Raw genomic sequence first — 22,224 nt, 5'->3', positions numbered from 1 at the left:
TGGAACCGTGGATTCAAGTATTCAACCAATCGACCGTGTTGCCTTTGAGCTGGGGCCGATAACTGTGTATTGGTATGGTGTGATTATCGGTTTAGGTGCCCTGCTGGGACTGTGGATTGCCGTTAGAGAGTCGGAAAGACGAGGGCTTGGAAAAGATACGTTTGTGGATGTTGTCATGTGGGCGGTTCCGATCGCAATTATTTGCGCAAGAATTTACTATGTGTTATTTGAATGGGATTTCTACAGCAAGCATCCTGGAAAGATCATTGCCATTTGGGAAGGCGGAATCGCTATTCATGGAGCACTTATCGGTTCGTTTTTAACCGCGTTTATCTTTTCAAAATTGCGTGGCATTTCCTTTTGGAAGCTCGCCGATATCGCGGCTCCCAGTATTATTCTCGGACAGGGAATCGGACGCTGGGGCAATTTTATGAACCAAGAAGCTCATGGGCGTGAGGTGAGCCGCAGCTTTTTGGAAAATACACTTCATCTGCCCGATTTTATTGTGAACCAAATGTACATAAATGGCGTCTATTATCATCCTACGTTTTTGTATGAATCGTTATGGGATCTTGCCGGGTTTGTCATTCTGATGCTGCTCAGGCGGGTCAACCTGAAAAGGGGAGAACTCTTTTTCAGTTATGTCATCTGGTATTCCATTGGCCGTTATTTTGTGGAAGGCATGCGTACAGACAGCTTGATGCTCACTTCGAACCTTCGGATTGCACAAGTCATCTCCCTCGTTTTAATTGCCCTGTCCATCATTCTCATTGTGTATCGCCGCAAAACCGGATTGGCAGAGAAGCGCTATCTCGAAGGATAACAAGAAAGGAATCTGACACATTATGAAAATCAATACTGCACTTTTTGATTTGGATGGGACACTGATCAACACGAACGAGTTGATTATCGCATCCTATCTTCACACGCTTGATAAATTCTTTCCTGAACAATACAACAGGGAACATATCATACCTCTCATGGGAATGCCATTGACCGAAACGATGGAGCATTTCGACAAAAACCAGGTGAAGGAACTGATCGAAACCTATAAGGATCATAATCTTTCACATCATGAAGAACTGGTGACCGAATTTGAAGGTGTGATTGAAACGATTGAATCCCTCCACAAAAATGGATATAAATTAGGAATCGTTACGACTAAAATGAGGAATTCTGTTAATCTTGGACTGAAGATTGTCGGACTGGACAAGTACTTTGAAACCATTGTAACGCTTGATGATGTAGAACGCGCTAAGCCTGATGCGGAACCGGTGGAAAAAGCGCTTGCGCTGCTGAACGCCAAACCGGAGGAAGCCATCATGGTAGGTGACAGCAAATATGATATTTTGGCCGGGAAAAATGCCGGGACAAAAACCGCCGGTGTTTCGTGGACTATACGAGGAAGGGAATACCTTGAGGAGTTCTCTCCTGACTATATGCTGGATCACATGACAGATCTGCTTACGATATTAGGAGAGAGATAACGTGAGAAAAACGGAACGGTATCCAGTCCAAGGCAAAAATTCGCTCTATCAAATTTACACTACCGTTCCATTTTGGAAGGTGGCAAAGAATTTTATGGCCATCCAAATCGCCCGCTATACTCCTTTTCTTCCGGTGAAAAACTGGATGTACAGGACCTTTTTGGGCATGAAGGTGGGTGAGGACACGGCAGTTGCTCTGATGGTAATGATGGATATCATGTTTCCGGAACGGATAACCATTGGGAGAAATTCCGTTATCGGCTACAACACGACCATCCTTGCTCATGAATACCTCATTTCCGAGTATCGTCTCGGAGATGTACACATTGGGGATGAAGTCATGATCGGAGCGAACAGCACCATTTTGCCTGGTGTCTCCATTGGGGATGGAGCGATCGTGTCCGCTGGAACGCTTGTCCACAAGGATGTACCTGCGGGTGCCTTTGTTGGGGGAAATCCAATGCAGATGATTTATACGAAAGAAGAACGTGAAGGCCGCGAGCGGGAAAAAAGTTGAATTTTGTCGTGCTTTCGGCTATTGGGTTTTATGAACGATAGGAGTATACTTAAAGTAAGACAACTCGGTAAGCAGGAGGGAAGTAACTTGAACCGGAAATCTTTTTCTATTTTTTTTGTCAGAGATACATTCAAAGTTGGGCATTTAATGGATGAGTGCAGCGTGAGCCAGCATCCTGCAGCCCAGGCGAGCAACAATACAGAACATCTTGCGACAAGGGATGCTTACCGTTTCCGTGCTGCAGTTTCCAAATTAAAAGGAAGCTCGTTTGTGAAGCATTATGAACTTCATGACGATAAAGCCAGCGTGTATTATTTTGGCGATTATACATCCTATCGAAAGTTCGTTCCTCAGACTTCTCATACAAAAGAAGATTACCTGCATTATCTGGGGTCAGAGGAAGCCGTCTGTCAGCTCCTCCTGGATTCCACCGTTTACTTGCTAAAAGAACTCCATTTCCTTAACCATATAACGATTGAAATTCCTAACCATGGAAAAAAGTATACCGTCAGTGTTTCCCGCACCGAACTCAATGAGCACCTGAATTGTGAGCTTTCGGAGATGAAAGACGGGCATCACCATCGCTTTTACCTGCTCTGCCGCGAGTATGAGGTAAAGAATTTTGCCGCCCGTTTTGTTAAAAAGAAACGCATGCGCAGAAAACAATAGAAGATTATAACAAAACCCAACGCCTCAGAGGAGGCGGCTGGGTCCTAATTTAACCCCAACGCCTCAGAGGAGGCGTTGGGGTTTTTGTTTTACAATGAATTATTCCATTAAGGACTCCATCATCTCCCGGTTCAATGGTCCGATGTGTTGCTGAACGATTCGGCCTTGGGGACTAATGACAAACGTGGTCGGAAGCGTCACCACATGAAACCTTTTACTCACTTCACCTGTCTCGTCGAGGAGAATGGGAAACGTCAGCTTGTGTTTATTGGCAAAGGCGCGTGCGGCCTGCACAGAATCTTCAGATGTAAGATGAACCGATAAAATTTCAATTGGTTTTTGGCTGTTCTCTTTATAAAAACGCTCCATTTCCGGCATTTCTGCCTGGCAGGGAGGGCACCAGCTCGCCCAAAAGTTTAAAAATACGGTTTTTCCTTTAAACTGCAGCAGGGTCACCTTCCGGCCATCCAATGTTTTCAGCATGAAATCAGGAGGAACATCTCCTTGTTTAATACCGGTGGTTGAAACGGCTGCCGCTTTACCTTTTGCTTCATCACTCTTTAGCCAAAAAAAGGGTGAACTGCTCAAGCCCAGCATTAAAACCAAGACAGCATAGATTGGAACAAGGCGGATTTTTTTTCTGCCTATAAAGACAGTCAGTATACCTGATGATACCAAACAGAATAGAGAAGCAACTGCATCTTTTACGAGAAAGGCTTGAAGGATTCCGTACAGGAGGAAAAAGGAACATCCCACCAGACAGAGAATATGTAAAAGGGCGGAAAGCGAAAGAGAAGATCGAGAAAGCTGAATGAATACATAAATAAGTGCTGCGGCTGCTCCGATCAGGATACCCGGTTTGCCCCCAGAAAAATAGAGCAGATAGACGGGATGTTTGATGGACAGGAAAGGGTGCAGCATGAAATAGCTGATTTTCCATACGAAAATCAGCAACAGGACCGCATTCCATGTGAGTTGCCATTCCTCCATTTTAACTTGGTTTATTCTTTGCTTTAGATAAACGGTACCAAAGGCGGCCAGAAAGGAAACCAGCAAACAGCCTGTTTGTACATCCAAATGCAGGGTTCCCCATTGAATATAGTTTTTCAAAATCTGTCTCCTCCTTCACTGCGTACGTCTAGTATTACCATATACGCAATAAAGGACAAGTATGTTATGACATTTGGTTGGGAGGAAAGTCAGTGGGCATTGTAGAAAACAAAATTCGTGAAAGGTTAAATGTGTAAAGTGCGGCCAGGGCATCTGCAAAACAAAGAGCTTGGTTCCAGCAAAATCATTATTGGTTTCGTGTGAGAACTGCGGGTATGTTGAAGTGTACAATCCATCCATTCTGGAAGGAAAGAAAGGTCAGCCTGGAACGATTCCGGATCTTTTCTGTGGATAAAAAAGCTTCAGCACAAAGAGGGCATGTGCTGAAGCTTTTCCTTTTTGTCTTGTTACAGCAGATAAAATCCCACGCCCATAATCATATAGGCAGCAAGCAGGGTCAATCCTTCAAACCAGTTGGTGTCTCCGTCATTTGTCAGGGAAATGGTTAAAAAGACGGCCAGGACCATGGATACCAGTTCCGGCATCGAAAATACAAGGGACATTTGTTTTTCGAAAAATACGGAAACCAGTACCAGAACGGGTGCGACAAACATGGCAATCTGAAGGGTGGAACCAACGGCAATCTCGACTGTGACGCCCACTTTGTTTTTATAGGCCATCATCACGGCAGAGGCATGCTCTGCCGCATTACCCACGATAGCAACAATGATGATACCGATAAAGATTTCACTCCAGCCGAGCGTCTCGCCTACCTCTTCAAAGGTATGGACAAGGTTCTCGGATATGTATGCAACAGCCAGTGTGGCAAGTCCCAGAACAAGGATGGATTTTGACTTGGTCCATTCCGCCGTTTCTTGCTCCTCATTTTCTCCTTTTTCTTCGTCATAGGCATAAACTCCGCGATGTGTGACGAGTTTAAAGTATAGAGCAGCGAGATAGAGAACGATCATAATGGCAGAAACCCAGATACTGAGAGTAAATGATTCCTGATCATTTAGTGTCATGGAGAAGACTTCAGGGAATACAAAAGCGACGACGATAGCAAAGATCATCAGACCTGCATTGTGCTGGGCATCATGAACATTGAACCTCTGCCGCTTGAACTTGAGCCCGCCAATAAAGAAGGATAACCCTCCCACCAGCAAAAGGTTTCCAAGTACAGAACCGGTCAGGGAAGCGAGCACTACAGAAACCAGGCCGGCTTTTAAGGCGAAAATGGAAATTATCAGTTCAACTGCGTTTCCAAAGGTAGCATTAAGCAGTCCACCGATCCGCGGTCCAACCACGATTGCCAAACTTTCCGTTGCCCTCCCCATATAAGAGGCCAGGGCTATAATCGTGACACAATAAAGAACGAACGAGATTACGGCCGGCCAGTGGAGCAAGGCCGCTGCCACAGACAAAGGAATGCCAGCTAAAATTAATATAAAAAATATTCGGTTGATCACAGAGTAAGCTCCTTTATCATAATTTTTAATGATCCTGTAGCATTATTCCCTCTTTTTATCTTCTGTAACGTATTTTACCGCTTTTAAAAGAATGCATGCAATAGGGTTAAAGAGTGGGATGTTGACGAACCGCAGAAAGAAGTGTAGACTACAACGTATAATTTACCTCGGTAGTATATTAGCGAACTAAAGCATAAGCGAAGGTGTGAGTCGATGTCGAAGCCATTTGTTTTTGAAAAGCCAATGGGAATGAGGGATACACTTCCTGTTTTATATCAAGTAAAGCAACAGGTTCGAACCGTAATGGAACAGGAAATCCGTGAATGGGGATACCAATTCATCCAAACCCCTACACTCGAATATTACGATACGGTGGGTGAAGCTTCCGCCATACTGGATCAGCAGCTTTTCAAATTACTGGATTCAGAAGGGAAGACACTCGTACTGAGACCGGATATGACGGCTCCGATAGCGCGTGTTGTTTCTTCCTCCATGAAAGATGTTTCCTATCCGATCCGGCTGGCATATGATTCAGCGGTGTTCCGATCCCAACAGCGGGAGGGCGGACGTCCGGCGGAGTTTGAACAGGTTGGGGTTGAATTGATCGGAGACGGTACTTCAAGTGCGGATGCCGAAGTGATTGCACTGATGGTATCTACGCTTTCGAAGGCAGGATTGCAGGAGTTTAAAGTGGCTGTTGGCCATATTGGTTTTTTGAATGAGCTTTTTGTTGAAATTCTTGGAAACGAAGACCGTGCTGAAGAATTGTTACGTTATTTATATGAAAAAAATTATGTGGGCTATGCCAGCCATGTGAAGAGCCTTCCTTTATCCTCGATTGATAAAAAACGACTGCTGGATCTACTTCATCTCCGCGGAGGAGAGGAAGTACTGAAGCTGGCTGAGGATTTAACCGCAGTTGGAGGAAGAAAAGCGATCAGTGATCTAAGAGAACTTTTTAACATTCTTGAGCTGTATGGTGTGCAGGATAAGATCGTCCTTGATTTCACGTTATTCAGCCATATGAGCTACTATACAGGAATTGTTTTTGAAGGGTATACCAATGAACTGGGATTCCCGCTATGCAGTGGAGGACGATATGATCAGCTCTTGGGCGAGTTCGGGCGAAGTGCCCAGGCGATCGGGTTTGGCATCCGGCTGGATTACCTCCTTGAGGCACTCAGTGCAAAGGAACCATCCGCTTCACGGTCATGCATCATCTTTAGTGCGGAAAACCGAAAAGAAGCCATTGCCAAATCTCGGGAACTTCGGGAACAGGGACGTTCAGTCGTGGTTCAGGATATATCGGGTGTAGGTAATGTGGATGAATACAGCGGCCGGTTTCAAGAAGTGATTTATGTCATCGGTAAAAGCGAGAAAGGAGGGGCACAATGAGCAGTTTACTTACAGTGGCGATGCCCAAAGGCCGTATTTTTCAGGAAGCAGTAGAATTGTTGCGCCAGGCTGGCTATCCGCTGCCTCCCGAGTTCGAGGATTCAAGAAAGCTGATCATTGAGATCGAAGAGGCTGGTATGCGTTTTATCCTGGCCAAGCCGATGGATGTCCCAACCTACGTGGAACACGGTGTGGCGGATGTCGGGATCGCAGGAAAAGACGTCATGCTGGAAGAAGAAAGGGACGTGTATGAGGTTCTTGATCTGAAAATCAGTGACTGCTACCTGGCGGTGGCTGGTCTCCCGGAGCAGAAGGAGCATTCCGTCGCCCCGAAAATTGCCACGAAATATCCGAATGTGGCAGCCCACTATTTCCGGGAACAAGGCGAACAGGTGGAAATTATTAAATTAAACGGCTCCATCGAGCTCGCTCCACTGATTGGACTGGCTGACAGAATTGTGGATATTGTATCCACCGGTAGAACATTAAAGGAAAACGGATTGGTTGAGCTGGAGAAAATCAGGGAGATTACTTCCCGGATTATTGTAAATCCTGCAAGCTACCGCATGAAGGCTGGCGTAATCGACGAACTGGTCAAGCGTTTAAGCAAAGTGGTGGAGAGCAAGGAGGAGATCAAGTGAGAATTGAACGGGCAACAAATCTAAACAACTTGAAACGAAATATTGATCAGAACTCAGAAGCCCAGCTGAAAGCCGTAAAGAGCATCTTAAACAAAGTACGTGAACAGGGGGATGCGGCATTATACGAACTTACCGAGAAATTTGACAAGGTTCTGCTGAGTGAGCTGGAAGTAACGGAAAAAGAGATCGAGCAGGCCTATAGTGAAGTCGATGACGAAATGATTGCCATTATAAAGGAAGCGGCAAAGAATATTGAAGAATATCATGTTCAGCAGAAGAAGCAGTCCTGGTTTATTACGAAAGAAGACGGAACACTGCTTGGACAAAAATTAACCCCGCTTGATTCAGTCGGCGTGTATGTGCCAGGCGGAACGGCAGCCTATCCATCCTCGGTGCTTATGGGTGTCATCCCCGCGAAGGTAGCTGGAGTCGGGCGGATCGTACTTGTTTCCCCTCCAGGAAAGGACGGAAAGCTTCCGGCTGGTGTCCTCGTTGCCGCCAGAGAAAGCGGGATCAGCGCGATTTATAAAGCTGGCGGTGCCCAAGCGATTGGCGCGCTTGCCTACGGTACAGAAACCATTCATAAGGTGGATAAAATCGTCGGCCCGGGAAATGTATATGTAGCATTGGCGAAACGGGAAGTCTTCGGCACAGTGGATATTGACATGATTGCAGGACCGAGTGAGATTGCCGTGCTGGCCGATGAAACTGCCAGTCCGGTTTATGTGGCTGCCGATTTACTGTCACAGGCTGAGCATGATCCGCGTGCAGCAGCCGTTTTGGTTACCACTTCTGAAAAACTGGCAAACCAGGTGGCGGAGCAAGTGAAATTACAGCTCAAAACGTTGCCAAGACAAGAGATTGCCCGGGAATCGATTGAAACGTACGGAGCGATCTATCTGGTAGACAGCCTGAGCCAAGGGGTGGACGTCATAAACGAAATCGCGCCCGAGCATTTGGAAGTCATGACAGAGCATCCAATGGAGCTTTTAGGGAAAATCAAACATGCCGGGGCTATCTTTCTTGGGCCTAATTCGTCAGAGCCCGTAGGAGATTACTTTGCCGGAAGCAACCATGTATTGCCGACGAGCGGAACGGCCCGCTTTTCCTCGCCTCTCAATGTAGATGATTTTACAAAAAAATCAAGCATCATTATGTACAGTGAGAGCGCCATACAGGAAAACGCAAAAAAAATTGCAGCCTTTGCCCGGCTTGAGGGTTTGGAAGCACATGCCCGGGCAGTAGAGAAAAGACTGGGGGAACATGAACATGAGTAACCGGACGTATTCAATCGAACGCAATACAAAAGAAACACAAATTGCCCTTTCATTTAATATCGATGGAGACGGACAGGCATCAATTGATACACCTGTTCCGTTTTTAAACCATATGCTCGACGGCTTTGCCCGCCATGGGCTTTTTAATTTAACGGTAAATGCCACTGGCGATACCGAAATTGATGACCATCATACGACGGAGGATGTGGGGATCTGCCTGGGAACTGCGATTAAAGAAGCGCTGGGAGATAAGATGGGGATCAAGCGCTATGGCAACGCGTTTGTGCCAATGGATGAAACCCTTGCACAAGTTGCCATCGATTTAAGCAACCGCCCGCATTTGGAATTCCGGGCAGAGTTTCCTTCCCAAAAGGTAGGAACATTTGATACTGAGCTTGTACATGAATTCTTTTGGAAACTGGCGCTTGAAGCACGAATGAATCTTCACGTGATTGTTCACTATGGCACCAATACGCACCATATGATCGAAGCAGTTTTCAAAGCGTTTGCCAAGGCACTGGATGAAGCAACCCTCATCGACCCGAGGGTGAAGGGTGTTCCTTCCACAAAGGGGATGTTGTAATGATCGGCATTATTGATTATGGAATGGGGAATCTTCATTCAGTAAGCTCAGCGCTCAAACGGCTGGAGCAGCCCTATTTTCTGTCCGATAAAAAAGAAGAGCTGGCCAAAGCGGATAAGCTTCTTTTGCCAGGCGTCGGATCGTTTAAGGATGCCATGCTGATTCTGAATGGTACAGGCCTTACCGATTTTATAAAAGAAGAAGCGGCAGCCGGAAAACCGCTTCTGGGTATATGTCTTGGTATGCAGTTGTTATTTGAAGAGAGCGAAGAAAATGGACTCACAACAGGACTGGGACTTCTGCCAGGCAGAGTTGAACGGTTTTCAGGCGTTACGGATGATGGAGAAGCATACAAAGTGCCTCATATGGGATGGAACAAACTGCAATACAACCGCAGTTCTCCTCTTCTTGTAAACCTTGAGGAAGGTTTTGTTTACTTTGTTCATTCGTATGTGGTTCAAAGCGATGATCCCCAAACCGTGATTGCCGAGGCGCACTACGGGGACAGGGCTGTACCAGCTGTCGTCGGCATGAATAACATTTTCGGCACACAGTTTCATCCGGAAAAAAGCTCGGAAGTCGGCATGACAATCTTAAGTAATTTTTGCAATCTGGCAGAGGGGGCAAAGGCATGAGCGAATTTAGCTTGTACCCTGCAATTGACATGCGCGGCGGAAAATGCGTAAGGCTGCTGCAGGGAGATTACAACCAGGAGACCGTATACGGAGATTCTCCATTTGAAATGGCAAAACAATTTGCAGAAGCGGGAGCCAAGTGGATTCACATGGTCGACCTGGATGGCGCGAAAGCAGGAGAACGGGTCAATCATCAGCATGTGGTCAGGGTGGCTAATGAACTTGATGTGTCGGTGCAAATCGGCGGGGGCATCCGCAATGAAGAAGATGTCGCTTTTTACCTGAAGGAAGGCGTAAACCGGGTGATTCTGGGAAGTGCCGCCATTTCGAATCCTGAATTTGTTATTAAAATGCTCAGGAAGTATGGAAGCCAGATCGCCATCGGAATTGATGCGCGTAACGGCTATGTTGCTACAGAAGGCTGGCTGAACACCTCAGAGATCAAAGCGTCCGAGCTGGCGGAAAAGCTCGGGAATGAAGGCGCTGAGACGTTTATTTTCACGGATATCTCCAAAGACGGTACACTAAAAGGGCCAAATACGGAAGCCATCGGGGAGATCGCTGGATTAACCGGTAAAAATGTTATTGCTTCAGGTGGTGTAAGTTCTCTTGATGACCTGGCTGCCTTAAAGGCAGATCACCGCGGCATCGGTGGTGCCATTATTGGAAAGGCTCTTTACACAGGACGGTTTACACTGCAGGAAGCATTGGAGAAGGTGAAATAAATGCTGACAAAACGAATCATTCCCTGCCTGGATGTAAAAGAAGGCCGGGTGGTAAAAGGAATTCAGTTTTTGAATTTGCTTGATGCAGGTGACCCTGTGGAGCTTGCGGCTTTTTATGACAAAGAAGGCGCCGATGAGCTGGTTTTTCTGGATATTTCAGCTTCACATGAAGGACGCCAGACGATGATTGACGTGGTGGAACGGGTAGCGAGCCAGCTGGCCATCCCTTTTACAGTCGGAGGAGGCATCAATTCGCTCGAGGACATGAAACGAGTTCTTCGGGCCGGAGCAGATAAGGTGTCGGTAAATACAGCAGCCTTGCTGCGTCCCGAGCTAATTACAGAAGGGGCGGACTATTTTGGTTCCCAGTGTATCGTTACGGCCATTGATGCCAAGTATGATGATAGCCTGGATTCCTGGAGAGTGTACACGCATGGCGGACGCAAGCCGACCGATTGGGAAGTGACCGATTGGGCCCGGGAAGCCGTGAAGCGCGGAGCCGGTGAAATCCTGTTGACAAGCATGGATCAGGACGGGGAAAAAACCGGGTTTAATCTTGCTCTGACCAAAGCCGTCAGCGAGGCGGTAACCGTGCCTGTCATCGCTTCAGGCGGAGCCGGAAACGCCAATCATTTTTATGAAGCTTTTACAGATGGAAAAGCGGATGCTGCTTTGGCCGCAAGTATTTTTCATTATAAGGAAACCTCGGTGCGGGAAGTAAAGAAAGATCTAAAAGATAAAGGAGTCGTGATCCGATGAACCTGTCTTCCATTACGTTTGATGAAAAAGGATTGATCCCTGCTATTGTCCAGGACGCGAGGACAAAAAACGTATTGACCCTTGCTTATATGAATGAAGAGTCACTGAAAAAAACGCTGGAGATCGGTGAGACGGTATTTTATAGCCGTTCCCGCCAAATGCTTTGGCATAAAGGGGAAACATCGGGTAATACTCAAAAAGTGATTGATATCCATGTGGATTGTGATCAGGATGCCCTGGTAGTGTTTGTGGATCCGAAGGGACCGGCCTGCCATACCGGTGCCGAGAGCTGTTTTGGTGCTGCCGACCATTCTGAGGGAGAAACGAGCGGGAAAACTTCTTATGGCGATATCGTTCCTGGTAAAGAGGGAAGCCAAGGAAAACCGCAGGATATTTTAAATGTGCTGGAGGGACTTATTGCCGAGCGCGAACGGGAAATGCCAGAAGGGGCCTACACGACCTATCTGTTTGATAAAGGCGTGGATAAGATACTGAAAAAAGTGGGAGAAGAAGCGTCAGAAGTCATCATTGCTGCAAAAAACCGCGATAAAGAAGAGCTGAAATGGGAAGCGGCCGATTTGATTTATCACCTTCTTGTACTTCTGCAGGAACAAAAACTGCCGTTTGCTGAAGTTTTGGGAGTTTTAGAGGAACGCCATACATCGAAAGACCGTAAATAAGAGTGTTAGCAAGACCGCCGGGGATGATTCGGGGGTCTTTTTTGTGGAGTGATGATGGGAATTGCGTGCAGCCTAAACTAATTTCAAAAATATGTTAATTTTCTACTTGTAATCACTTGCCCAATACACTAAACTTATGAGAAACCAATTTCGTGAAAAGTAATGAGAGGAACGAGTAGTAGCGGTCTCCCTGTTCTAGAGAGCCGGTGGCAGGTGCAAACCGGTACACAGACCCTTATGAATTACCTCCTCGAACTTTCTTTGTGAAGGTCCGGATCCTGTGGATCGTAACAAAGAACGGCATGAACCGTTATTTCACCGAGTGGAAGCGATGCTTCAACAAGGGTGGTACCGCGTGAAAAACCACGTCCCTTTTATAGGAGGGATGTGGTTTTTTTATATTAATCAGAAAGGAATGGTTTTCATGAACAAAAGTATTGAACAGCTGTCTGCAGTCCAAAGAAAAGAGATGGAGAGGCAGTATGCTTTGTATGCCAATGGCGTGAACAAAATCGTTCCTGCCCTTGAGCTGAAGCAGAAGATCGCCAAATCGCTGCTTGAAAAGAAGCCTTTAAAAGTAAAGCTGGGTGTGGATCCTTCCGCTCCGGATGTTCATATCGGGCATACCGTCGTGCTGCAAAAACTGAAGCAGTTTCAGCAAAACGGTCATATCATCCAACTGATTGTCGGCGATTTTACAGGGAAAATCGGGGATCCCACCGGTAAGTCAGCCGCCCGAAAGCAGCTGACAGATGAAGAGGTGAAGCATAATGCAGAGACGTACGTTGAGCAGTTTGGAAACGTGCTGGATATGGAGAAAGTGGATCTTCACTATAATTCCCATTGGCTGAGCCTGCTGAACTTTGAGGAAGTCATTCGGCTGGCGGGCAGTATCACTGTTGCCAGGCTGCTCGAACGGAATGATTTTAGCCAGCGAATCTCCACAGGAAAGCCCATTTCACTCCACGAATTTTTTTACCCGTTAATGCAGGGATATGATTCAGTCGTTTTGGAAAGCGATATTGAGCTAGGCGGAACCGATCAGCATTTTAATGTATTGATGGGGCGGCAGCTTCAGGAGCACTACAAAAAAGAAAAGCAGGCGGTCATACTGCTGCCCTTATTAGAAGGGCTTGACGGGGTGGAAAAAATGTCAAAATCCAAGGGCAATTACATTGGCATTCAGGATGAACCCAATGATATGTTTGGGAAAACGATGAGTATTCCTGACGAGTTGATTCCTAAATACATCGATTTGGCCACCGATTTTGATCTTGAGAAAAAGAAACAGCTGAAGAAGGATTTGAAGAGCGGCAATCTTCATCCTCGTGATGCCAAAATCATGATTGGTGAAAACTTCGTGACGATGTTTCATGGAAGGAAGGCATCAGTGGGAGCGGTCCAGCATTTTCAGCAGGTTTTTCAAAAGAGAAATCTTCCTGACGATCTACCAACCATCGTATGGAAAAAAGCTCCCAAAATCCTGGTAGTCGATCTGATTGTTGAGCTGGAACTGCTTCCATCGAAAAGCGAAGCGCGCAAAATGATCCAAAACGGAGGAATTAAACTGAACGGGGAAAAAGTGGCAAACATATCACTTGAGATTGAAATAAAAAATGATACAATCATTCAAGTAGGAAAAAGAAAGTTTTTAAAAATTACGTTATAGATCATCATCACCGTTTCCCTTTTTGGGAGGCGGTGATGTTCTGTCAAGAAGAAATTAATGACAAAAAGTGTCTGCAACATCCATATTGCGAAATCGATTTTATCTGTTTATAAAGGAATATGAAGTTGAAAAAAAACCTTTGTCGAAAGTTTCCTTGACAAAGTTACAAAAAGGGTATGCAAGACACTTTTGGTGTGTGGTATACTTTTTTGGGTTGAATTGAACGGAGAGAAAAAAAGGCTATGTAATGGACCTTTTTACATAGAGTTGGAGGAAAGAATGAAAAAGGAAAAACACGCGGAAAGTGACATGCGAATACTTCCTTTCATGCAGGATGGAACAGACTATTTCCACCGGGGTATTAAAGCTTATCAGAAAAAGGATTTAAATAAAGCAAAGCGTTTTTTTGAACGGGCAGTGTATTTACAGCCGGAAGAACCGACATTTTATTGCCAGCTGGCCACCACATTGGCCGAGCTGGGTGAATATGATAGATCAAACCTGTATTTGGACCAGGTTCTTGAAACAATGGGACAGGACATTAGTGAATGCTATTTTTTTATGGCAAACAATTATGCGCATATGGGAATGTTTGCAGAGGCCGAAACATACGCTTCTCTTTACATGAGAAAGGACCCGGACGGCGAATTTGTTGATGATGCACTTGAGTTGCTGGATCTCATCCACTTTGAAACCGGAAGCGAGCCGCTGACAGAAGAAGAGGAGCTGATTGTCGGGCATGAAGAGGCACGGAGCAGTATTGAAAACGGTGATCTTGCCGAAGCAAAGGGTCAGCTGGCAGACTTGATCCGCAAGCATCCTTCGTTCTGGGCGGCCTATAACAATCTTGCATTGACCCATTTTTATTTAAAAGAATATGACGAAGCATTGGGCGTGCTGAACCAGATTCTTGAGAAAAACCCAGGCAACTTAAATGCTTTGTGCAACCTAGCTATTTTTTATGAACAACTTGGCCGGATCGATGAAGCAGCACAGCTGGTGGAGAGCCTGAAGAAAGTTTTCCCCATCCATCCCGATCATCGTTACAAGCTGGGCAGTACCTTCGGGTATTTCAATGAGCATGACTATGCGAACCGCTGGCTGGCTTCCATCAACAAGCATTACTATTTGAATGACCCGGCCTATCTTCATTTCCTGGCAGTTTCTTATTTTGCCACAGGAAAGCAGGAACGGGCCCTCAATTGCTGGTCAAAGGCCCAGGAAATCGATCCCGATGGACAGGTGGCGCCTTACTATTTAAAACAGGCAAGAGAAGGATTACTTACGGTCACAGGAACAGATTACCAGTATCGGGTGCCTTGGATGGTCAAACAGGAAATGGCGCAAAAAGGCGACTTTGTGCAGCGATTTAACAATGTGGCGCGCGGCCTTCAAAAAAATAAATTGGTGCATTTAACCCTGATGAGGGGGAACAATAGCGAGGAAAACATTGAAATGCTCAAGGCATTTTGCGGCAGGCTTGAAGAGCATTCGGTTCTGAAGGAAGTTGCAGCCCATCTTTTACTAGAAATGGACCCTGAAATGCCAGTTTCCATTAAACGAGAAGACGGTGAACAACAGGTTGAATCCATGTCACCAATTGTGGCAAGCGGATTAAACATTTTGTCTATTTTAAAGGAAAATGGCGCATCGATTGATGATGATGTTACGTTTCTGTGGCTTGAAACCATGATTTTGGCCCGTTCCGACAGTTCCCTTTTAAGGAATCATACGGCTATTGCTGCAGCGATCGATTATGTAGCGAGGAAAAGAAAAGACGGAGCTTCGCAGCGCCAAATTGCAGAGTTGTATGGAATCACGGTTTCCATGCTAGCCTCCCGTATTCAGTTTATTAAAAGGGGCCTGGAACGGGTGGATTGAGCAAATCGATGGACGAAATCGCTTTTGCCCTATACCATGTAGGTACAATAACCGATATCTAAAGACATGTTCTGGGGATGGACAAAAGGAGTGGATCAAGATGAGTGAAGAGAAAATTTACGACGTACTAATCATCGGAGCAGGTCCCGCCGGTATGACAGCTGCTGTCTATACATCACGGGCAAACCTCAGCACATTGATGCTTGAGCGCGGAATTCCGGGTGGACAAATGGCCAATACCGAAGATGTAGAGAACTATCCGGGATTTGAAACCATCCTGGGGCCTGAGTTATCCAATAAAATGTTTGAACATGCCAAAAAGTTCGGGGCAGAATATGCCTATGGCGATGTAAAAGAAATTATCGATGGTGAAGAATATAAAACAGTTGTGACTGGAAGCAAAGAATTCAAGGCGCGTTCCATTATCATCGGAACTGGTGCAGAGTACAAAAAACTTGGCGTGCCCGGAGAAAAAGAATTCGGAGGACGCGGTGTTTCCTACTGTGCGGTTTGTGATGGAGCGTTCTTCAAAAACAGAGAACTTGTCGTGGTGGGCGGAGGAGACTCCGCAGTAGAAGAGGGAGTATATCTCACCCGATTTGCGAGCAAGGTTACAATCGTACACCGACGTGACAAACTGCGTGCACAACAAATTCTTCAACAGCGTGCGTTTGATAATGACAAGGTGGATTTCCTGTGGAACCACACCGTAAAGGAAATTCACGGAGAAAACAACAAGGTCAACAAATTGATCCTTGTAAGCACGGAAACAGGTGAAGAACGTGAATTTGGTGCGGATGGCGTATTTATCTATGTTGGTATGCTTCCGTTAAACGGAGCGTTCCTCAACCTCGGAATTACAAATGAGGCAGGTTATGTGGAAACCAACGAGTTAATGGAAACCAGAGTTCCCGGAATTTTCGCTGCCGGAGATATCAGGGAGAAAACATTGCGCCAGATTGTAACCGCAACTGGTGATGGCAGTATCGCGGCGCAGTCTGCACAGCATTATGTTGAGGAATTGAAGGAACGGATCAAAGCGTGAATCCGTAATTGTGTTTTAATCAGAATGTAACAGTGGTGAAATAAAAAAGGAGTACTATGAAAAGTAAGAAATTGACCCCCTTTTTATAAAAGTGCAAGACTTTGGCGCGGATAGCTTCCGCGCCCTTTTTTTGTGGAGGCTGGCAAAAACCCTCGGAAAATGACGGAACGAGTTCGTTGTTAGGGACCCCCATTTTTAGTATACTAAAGTTAATGTAACAGCTTATCGAGGTGAACATTGTGCAAAGAGTAACAAACTGTGTGCTAGTTAAAGAAAATGAAGTGCTCCTCCTGCAAAAACCAAGAAGAGGCTGGTGGGTTGCGCCAGGCGGGAAGATGGAGTCAGAGGAATCCATCAGAGATTCAGTCATCCGGGAATATCGGGAAGAAACAGGAATCTATATCAAGAATCCACAATTGAAAGGCGTATTTAATTTTATTATTAAAGAGCAGGACAAGATTATTTCTGAATGGATGATGTTCACCTTTTTAGCAACCGAAGCTGAAGGAGAAGCATTGGAAGAAAGTGAAGAAGGGAAGCTTGCCTGGAAACCTGCTGCAGAAGTGAGAAACCTGCCGATGGCTCCTGGTGATCATCACATTCTTGACTATGTCCTCACCGGAACAGGCATGATTTTTGGAACGTTCACGTATACACCGGATTTTGAACTTTTATCGTATCGCCTTGATCCGGCATAACAAACGGTTATCAAAGAGCCGGAACTTCACATACATTATAGACAAAACCATCCGACAAGGGGGAGAGCGGCCATGGAAAAGCAGGATGTACAAATGGTAATCATTACAGGGATGTCAGGTGCCGGAAAAACCGTAGCGATGCAGAGCTTTGAAGACCTTGGTTTCTTCTGTGTTGATAATCTTCCGCCCGCACTTCTGCCTAAATTTGTAGAGCTTATGGAAGAGTCGCATGGGAAGCTGAACAAGGTGGCGCTTGTTATGGACCTACGGGGCCGCGAGTTTTTTGACCAGCTGTTTACAACGCTGGACCAGCTTCCTGTTCATTCGCACATTCAGCCGCAAATTATTTATCTGGAAAGCAAAGATGCCGCACTTGTCCGCAGATATAAAGAAACACGGCGGTCGCATCCGCTGGCGAAAAGCGGAAACCCTCTTCAGGGCATCATGCAGGAAAGGGAAATGCTTGAAGAACTGAAGGGCCGTGCACAGCAGGTTATCGACACGACTGACCTGAAACCGATTCAATTGCGCGAAAAAATCATTGAGCGTTTTTCACCGGAAAAATCGCATCCGTTTACAGTGAACGTTATGTCATTCGGGTTTAAATACGGAATGCCGATTGATGCGGATCTCGTGTTCGATGTACGGTTTTTGCCGAACCCGCATTACATCGATCATATGCGTCCAAGGACGGGGCTTGAACCGGATATCTCAGAATATGTACTGCGCTGGCCGGAAACCAAGACGTTTCTTGAAAAGCTGATCGATTTGTTAAACTTCATGATCCCGCAATATAAGCGGGAAGGAAAAAGCCAGCTGATCATCGGAATCGGCTGTACAGGAGGCAAGCACCGTTCGGTTGCTCTGGCAGAGTACATTAAAAACGCTCTGTCCAAGGAATTTGTAACGTTAAGCAGCCATCGGGACATGGGAAAGGATAAGTCATAAATGAAACCAATATCAAAAGTCGTCGTCCTGGGTGGGGGGACAGGGCTCTCTGTTCTTTTAAGGGGCTTAAAAAGGTTTCCGGTTGATATCACAGCCATCGTAACGGTCGCTGATGACGGCGGAAGCTCAGGGCGTCTTAGAAAAGATTACGACATGCCCCCTCCTGGCGACATACGCAATGTTCTTGCCGCCTTATCAGAGGTAGAACCGCTTGTGGAACAGCTTTTCCAACACCGGTTTACAACGGGTGACGGCATTACCGGGCACTCCCTCGGCAATTTGCTGCTTGCTGCCATGCATGATATCACAGGGGATTTCGTCATGGGAATCAAGGAATTAAGCAAAGTTTTAAATGTACGTGGACAAGTGCTTCCGGCAGCTAATAAAAGTGTTATTTTAAACGCAGAATATGAAGATGGATCGATCATCACAGGTGAATCAAAAATTCCTTTGCGGAACAAACGAATCAAACGTGTATTTTTGACACCTGACCATATAGAACCTCTTCAGGCAAGCGTAGATGCGATCAATGAGGCAGACTTAATCGTTGTTGGACCGGGAAGCCTTTATACGAGCATCCTTCCCAATTTATTGGTTGGGGGTATTCGGGAGGCGGTCTCTAAGTCAACGGTGCCTAGAGTTTATGTCTGCAACGCCATGACCCAAAAAGGAGAAACCAACCATTTTTCAGCCAGTGACCATGTGCAGGCACTGATTGATCATTTTGGGAAAAAAATCATTGATGTAGTGATTGTGAACAATGAAATTATACCTGCCGAGTTTCTTGAGCTTTATCGGGAAGAAGGAGCCGAGCAGGTTCTATGTGATATGGAACGTTTAAAATCTTTTGGTTTTGACATTATTAGTGATAATATAATTCAATACGGAACATTAGTACGCCATGATGCGAGACGTGTATCTGAACTTCTTCTTTCGTTGCTGTAAGGAGAATATAATCAGAAATTCAGGCTGACAGCAGCAGAGTTACCCTCACGTTACCGTACAGGACAGGAGAGGGGTGAGAAAAAGATGTCATTTGCAGCAGAAACCAAGAAAGAACTAACAAAGCTCGAGATCAAAGATTGCTGTGCAAAGGCGGAACTGGCGGCATTGATTCGGATGAATGGCTCCATTTCTTTTTCCAACCGTCAGATCGTTTTAGACATTCCAACTGAAAATGCAGCAATCGCCCGTCGGATTTATACATTGATTAAGAGAGTATATTCCTTTCATGTGGAGCTTCTTGTCCGAAAAAAGATGAGGCTGAAAAAGAACAATGTCTATATTGTCAGGCTGACCCGGGAAGCAAGGACTCTGCTTGAGGATTTAAATATTATAAATGAAACCTTTACATTTAATCGCGGCATTGCAGATGAAATTCAAAAGAAAGCGTGCTGCCGCCGATCATACATGAGAGGAGCTTTTCTTGCAGGCGGCTCCATTAACCATCCTGAGACAAGCTATCATCTCGAGATTTTTTCCATGTATGAAGAGCACACTGCTGCTCTTTGCGAATTGATGAATACGTTTGACCTTAAAGCAAAAATGCTAGAGCGAAAAAAGGGATATATTATTTATTTGAAGGACGGAGAAAAAATATCCGAATTCCTGACTCTGATCGGGGCGCACAATGCGATGCTGTATTTTGAGGATGTAAGGATTTTAAAGGATATGAGAAACTCGGTGAACCGTCTGGTAAACTGTGAAACAGCCAACCTGAATAAAACCGTCGGTGCGGCGATGAGGCAGGTTGAAAACATTAAGTTTATTGAAAATGAGGTTGGACTTGAGGTGCTTCCCGATAAGCTCCGTGAAATTGCCGAACTCCGGGTGGCTCATCAGGAAATTACTTTGAAAGAGCTTGGGGAAATGGTTTCCTCCGGACCTGTCAGCAAATCCGGTGTCAATCACCGTCTGCGTAAGATCGATGAAATCGCTAACAAAATTCGTTTAGGCCAACCCATTTCTAAATAAAGCATCCCATCATTTTATATATTTTTTAAGGAGGAACAGCCATGATTGAAAAGCAGGTAACCGTTCAATTGAAAACTGGACTGCAAGCTCGTCCCGCAGCCTTGTTTGTTCAGGAAGCGAACCGTTACAATTCTGAAGTGTTTGTTGAAAAAGACGGAAAGCGTGTAAACGCAAAAAGCATTATGGGTATCATGAGTCTTGCCATTGGTTCGGGCGTGGATATTACCATCTCTGTGAGCGGCCATGATGAAGAAGAAGCCATGAAAGGGCTTGAAGCTTTTATTACAGAACGTGACTAGGACAAGCAACAAATAAAAAAGGGCAAAAGCGGCTTGCGATGAAACGAGATCATCGTTATTTCACTTTTGCCCTTTTGTTATTTTTTTATTTTGGCAAACATCGCAAGAATCAGCAATACGATAACAATCACGCCGATTGAAATCAGGATGTTGTAAAAATTCATTCCACCCTCCAAATTGAAAAAAGCCGCTCATTGGCGAGCGGCTTTTTTATTGTGTTAAAGGTTTTTTGGATCTTCGACAGAGGAAATCACTCGGTCAACCAATCCGTATTTTACAGCATCTTCAGCTAGCATAAAGTTGTCGCGGTCGGTGTCGCGTTCGATGACTTCAAGCGGCTGGCCAGTTCTTTCAGAAAGAATCTTGTTTAGCTGTTCACGCATTTGGATGATACGGCGGGCATGAATTTCGATATCCGTTGCCTGACCGCGTGTTCCGCCGAGCGGCTGGTGAATCATTACTTCGGAGTTCGGAAGGACATAACGTTTTCCTTTTTCACCGGCTGCGAGCAGGAATGCTCCCATGGAAGCAGCCATACCAATGCAGATCGTTGAAACATTGGGCTTAATAAAGTTCATGGTGTCATAAATCGCCATACCAGCTGTAATGGATCCGCCAGGACTGTTTATGTAAAGGGAAATATCCTTTTCAGGGTCCTCGGCAGCCAGGAAGAGCAACTGGGCCACGATGGAGTTTGACACATTGTCATCAATCCCGCTTCCAAGCATGATAATACGGTCTTTTAACAGACGGGAGTAAATATCATATGCGCGTTCGCCACGGTTTGTTTGTTCAATAACTGTAGGAATTAAATTCATGAATAATCCTCCTTATAGGGTGTGTTTTCATGTGTTACTGCCATCATACAAAAAAGGTCAAAAAAGGTCAAACAAAAAGCTTCTTAGTTGTTAATTCTATGTAGAGGCGTAACAATCCTTTATTTAACAATATGTTTGGACTATCATCATCATTCCCGGGTTGCCGGGATTTAAACGTATCCCACCTAAAGTTTTCATAGATAAAGAGTGTTGTCAGGTATCTAACCGTCCGCCGTTTACGAATTTTTAATATTGTTGTACGCCTCTTCCAGGTTGCGGATCCGCCTGACAATTTCTCCATTCTTATTTAAATGGTCGTTGATGAGGGTTCCCACAATAGAGCGGTAGTAGGCGTTCATGGCGTGGGATTTTGTGAACACATCTTTGTTCCGCTCGATATATTGCGAAAAGTTCTCTTCAAAAAATTTCACTGAAAATTGTTCAGCCATTGTTTTAGCACTCCTTTTTTCCAACTGTCTATATCGTATCAGATTCCCTGTTACTACCCTAATGAAAAATTTCATGGTATAAACATTAAATAATATTTCTCCTTCTTTTGACAATTGGAAATTCCCGTGATATAGTTGTGCTGACCATATACGTGTTATGATGCTGGATGTAAACGGTAAATGTTTTGCTTTTAGTTAGTAGCAATGTAACATGGTTCCAATTTTTAAAGCGCTTTAAACGCGCTGACAGGAGGATATACCCATGCAAAACGGGAAAGTAAAATGGTTTAACGCAGAAAAAGGATTCGGCTTCATCGAAGTTGAAGGCGGAGACGATGTATTCGTACACTTTTCTGCAATCCAATCTGAAGGTTTCAAATCTTTAGACGAAGGTCAAGAAGTATCTTTCGAAATCGTTGAAGGTGCTCGCGGACCACAAGCTGCTAACGTTACTAAACTTTAATAGCGTGATAAAAAGAGCCAGTCTTGGCTCTTTTTTGTTTTTTTTTGAAACAGCTTCTATTAAGAAACAGTGTTGTGCTTTGCGAATCTGTAG

26 protein-coding genes and 1 other annotated feature are annotated in these 22,224 nt (G+C 45.3%); of the genes, 22 read left to right on the top strand and 4 right to left on the bottom strand.

The window, feature by feature from the left end; translation table 11 throughout:
• Positions 1–7: 7 nt before the first annotated feature.
• From lgt to BLT53_RS14030, 4 genes are all read left to right on the top strand, one after another.
• Complete coding sequence (gene lgt, locus BLT53_RS14045; RefSeq protein WP_090235680.1) at positions 8–823, top strand: prolipoprotein diacylglyceryl transferase; 816 nt, start codon at positions 8–10, stop codon at positions 821–823.
• Positions 824–845: 22 nt separating this feature from the next.
• A complete protein-coding gene (ppaX, locus tag BLT53_RS14040; RefSeq protein ID WP_090235679.1) occupies positions 846–1,487 on the top strand; it encodes a pyrophosphatase PpaX in 642 nt (213 codons plus the stop codon).
• Position 1,488: 1 nt separating this feature from the next.
• The gene (locus BLT53_RS14035) at positions 1,489–2,004 is read left to right on the top strand and encodes an acyltransferase (RefSeq protein WP_090235677.1); all 516 of its coding nucleotides are present in this window, start codon (positions 1,489–1,491) and stop codon (positions 2,002–2,004) included.
• Between the two features lie 87 nt (positions 2,005–2,091).
• Complete coding sequence (locus BLT53_RS14030) at positions 2,092–2,673, top strand: hypothetical protein (RefSeq protein ID WP_090235676.1); 582 nt, start codon at positions 2,092–2,094, stop codon at positions 2,671–2,673.
• A 99-nt stretch (positions 2,674–2,772) separates the two neighbouring features.
• On the opposite strand, the gene BLT53_RS14025 is transcribed toward BLT53_RS14030, so the two are convergent.
• The gene (locus BLT53_RS14025; RefSeq protein WP_090235675.1) at positions 2,773–3,783 is read right to left on the bottom strand and encodes a peroxiredoxin family protein; all 1,011 of its coding nucleotides are present in this window, start codon (positions 3,781–3,783) and stop codon (positions 2,773–2,775) included.
• Between the two features lie 151 nt (positions 3,784–3,934).
• On the opposite strand from BLT53_RS14025, the gene BLT53_RS14020 reads away from it, so the two are divergent.
• On the top strand, positions 3,935–4,078 hold the full coding sequence (locus BLT53_RS14020) for a zinc ribbon domain-containing protein (protein ID WP_090235673.1): 144 nt from the start codon (positions 3,935–3,937) through the stop codon (positions 4,076–4,078).
• Between the two features lie 52 nt (positions 4,079–4,130).
• On the opposite strand, the gene cax is transcribed toward BLT53_RS14020, so the two are convergent.
• On the bottom strand, positions 4,131–5,189 hold the full coding sequence (cax, locus tag BLT53_RS14015) for a calcium/proton exchanger (protein ID WP_170834407.1): 1,059 nt from the start codon (positions 5,187–5,189) through the stop codon (positions 4,131–4,133).
• A 216-nt stretch (positions 5,190–5,405) separates the two neighbouring features.
• Between cax and BLT53_RS14010 the strand changes: the two genes are divergently transcribed.
• The 16 genes from BLT53_RS14010 to BLT53_RS13935 all read left to right on the top strand — a co-directional run bounded on the left by BLT53_RS14010 (position 5,406) and on the right by BLT53_RS13935 (position 20,401).
• Positions 5,406–6,587 (top strand): ATP phosphoribosyltransferase regulatory subunit, encoded by a 1,182-nt coding sequence (locus tag BLT53_RS14010; RefSeq protein ID WP_090235670.1) that lies wholly within the window; start codon positions 5,406–5,408, stop codon positions 6,585–6,587.
• Positions 6,584–7,228: an ATP phosphoribosyltransferase gene (hisG, locus tag BLT53_RS14005; protein WP_090235668.1), complete on the top strand. Its 645-nt coding sequence runs from the start codon at positions 6,584–6,586 to the stop codon at positions 7,226–7,228. Before BLT53_RS14010 ends, hisG begins: the two co-directional genes overlap by 4 nt.
• Complete coding sequence (gene hisD / locus BLT53_RS14000) at positions 7,225–8,505, top strand: histidinol dehydrogenase (RefSeq protein ID WP_090235666.1); 1,281 nt, start codon at positions 7,225–7,227, stop codon at positions 8,503–8,505. Before hisG ends, hisD begins: the two co-directional genes overlap by 4 nt.
• Complete coding sequence (gene hisB / locus BLT53_RS13995; protein ID WP_090235664.1) at positions 8,498–9,088, top strand: imidazoleglycerol-phosphate dehydratase HisB; 591 nt, start codon at positions 8,498–8,500, stop codon at positions 9,086–9,088. Before hisD ends, hisB begins: the two co-directional genes overlap by 8 nt.
• Positions 9,088–9,723, top strand: a complete 636-nt coding sequence (hisH, locus tag BLT53_RS13990; RefSeq protein WP_090235661.1) for an imidazole glycerol phosphate synthase subunit HisH — start codon at positions 9,088–9,090, stop codon at positions 9,721–9,723. Before hisB ends, hisH begins: the two co-directional genes overlap by 1 nt.
• Positions 9,720–10,448: a 1-(5-phosphoribosyl)-5-[(5-phosphoribosylamino)methylideneamino]imidazole-4-carboxamide isomerase gene (gene hisA / locus BLT53_RS13985; RefSeq protein WP_090235660.1), complete on the top strand. Its 729-nt coding sequence runs from the start codon at positions 9,720–9,722 to the stop codon at positions 10,446–10,448. Before hisH ends, hisA begins: the two co-directional genes overlap by 4 nt.
• Positions 10,449–11,207, top strand: coding sequence for an imidazole glycerol phosphate synthase subunit HisF (gene hisF, locus BLT53_RS13980; protein WP_090235658.1), 759 nt, complete (start codon positions 10,449–10,451; stop codon positions 11,205–11,207).
• Positions 11,204–11,887: a bifunctional phosphoribosyl-AMP cyclohydrolase/phosphoribosyl-ATP diphosphatase HisIE gene (gene hisIE, locus BLT53_RS13975; RefSeq protein WP_090235656.1), complete on the top strand. Its 684-nt coding sequence runs from the start codon at positions 11,204–11,206 to the stop codon at positions 11,885–11,887. The genes hisF and hisIE overlap by 4 nt, the downstream gene beginning before the upstream one ends.
• Before the next feature lie 153 nt (positions 11,888–12,040).
• Positions 12,041–12,263, top strand: a binding site (T-box leader).
• A 48-nt stretch (positions 12,264–12,311) separates the two neighbouring features.
• A complete protein-coding gene (gene tyrS, locus BLT53_RS13970; RefSeq protein ID WP_090236895.1) occupies positions 12,312–13,556 on the top strand; it encodes a tyrosine--tRNA ligase in 1,245 nt (414 codons plus the stop codon).
• Between the two features lie 279 nt (positions 13,557–13,835).
• Positions 13,836–15,437 (top strand): tetratricopeptide repeat protein, encoded by a 1,602-nt coding sequence (locus tag BLT53_RS13965; RefSeq protein WP_090235655.1) that lies wholly within the window; start codon positions 13,836–13,838, stop codon positions 15,435–15,437.
• Positions 15,438–15,537: 100 nt separating this feature from the next.
• Positions 15,538–16,482, top strand: coding sequence for a thioredoxin-disulfide reductase (gene trxB / locus BLT53_RS13960; protein WP_090235654.1), 945 nt, complete (start codon positions 15,538–15,540; stop codon positions 16,480–16,482).
• 239 nt (positions 16,483–16,721) lie between these two features.
• On the top strand, positions 16,722–17,180 hold the full coding sequence (locus BLT53_RS13955) for an NUDIX hydrolase (protein ID WP_090235653.1): 459 nt from the start codon (positions 16,722–16,724) through the stop codon (positions 17,178–17,180).
• A gap of 72 nt (positions 17,181–17,252) precedes the next feature.
• Positions 17,253–18,128: an RNase adapter RapZ gene (rapZ, locus tag BLT53_RS13950; RefSeq protein ID WP_090235651.1), complete on the top strand. Its 876-nt coding sequence runs from the start codon at positions 17,253–17,255 to the stop codon at positions 18,126–18,128.
• A complete protein-coding gene (locus BLT53_RS13945; RefSeq protein ID WP_090235650.1) occupies positions 18,129–19,073 on the top strand; it encodes a gluconeogenesis factor YvcK family protein in 945 nt (314 codons plus the stop codon).
• An 84-nt stretch (positions 19,074–19,157) separates the two neighbouring features.
• Positions 19,158–20,102, top strand: a complete 945-nt coding sequence (whiA, locus tag BLT53_RS13940) for a DNA-binding protein WhiA (protein WP_090235649.1) — start codon at positions 19,158–19,160, stop codon at positions 20,100–20,102.
• Between the two features lie 41 nt (positions 20,103–20,143).
• Positions 20,144–20,401, top strand: a complete 258-nt coding sequence (locus tag BLT53_RS13935) for an HPr family phosphocarrier protein (RefSeq protein WP_061971995.1) — start codon at positions 20,144–20,146, stop codon at positions 20,399–20,401.
• A 218-nt stretch (positions 20,402–20,619) separates the two neighbouring features.
• Here the strand turns inward: BLT53_RS13935 and clpP are convergent, their stop codons facing one another.
• Complete coding sequence (gene clpP / locus BLT53_RS13930; RefSeq protein WP_061971996.1) at positions 20,620–21,219, bottom strand: ATP-dependent Clp endopeptidase proteolytic subunit ClpP; 600 nt, start codon at positions 21,217–21,219, stop codon at positions 20,620–20,622.
• A 236-nt stretch (positions 21,220–21,455) separates the two neighbouring features.
• Positions 21,456–21,668 (bottom strand): protein YvfG, encoded by a 213-nt coding sequence (yvfG, locus tag BLT53_RS13925; RefSeq protein ID WP_090235648.1) that lies wholly within the window; start codon positions 21,666–21,668, stop codon positions 21,456–21,458.
• Between the two features lie 262 nt (positions 21,669–21,930).
• Between yvfG and cspD the strand changes: the two genes are divergently transcribed.
• The gene (gene cspD, locus BLT53_RS13920; protein WP_061971998.1) at positions 21,931–22,131 is read left to right on the top strand and encodes a cold-shock protein CspD; all 201 of its coding nucleotides are present in this window, start codon (positions 21,931–21,933) and stop codon (positions 22,129–22,131) included.
• Positions 22,132–22,224: the final 93 nt, after the last annotated feature.

The sequence above is a fragment of the Fictibacillus solisalsi genome (assembly GCF_900103485.1).
GTDB lineage: Bacteria > Bacillota > Bacilli > Bacillales > Fictibacillaceae > Fictibacillus_C > Fictibacillus_C solisalsi.
The sequence above is the reverse complement of the archived record's forward strand: the minus strand, read 5'-3'. Positions and strand labels throughout refer to the sequence as shown.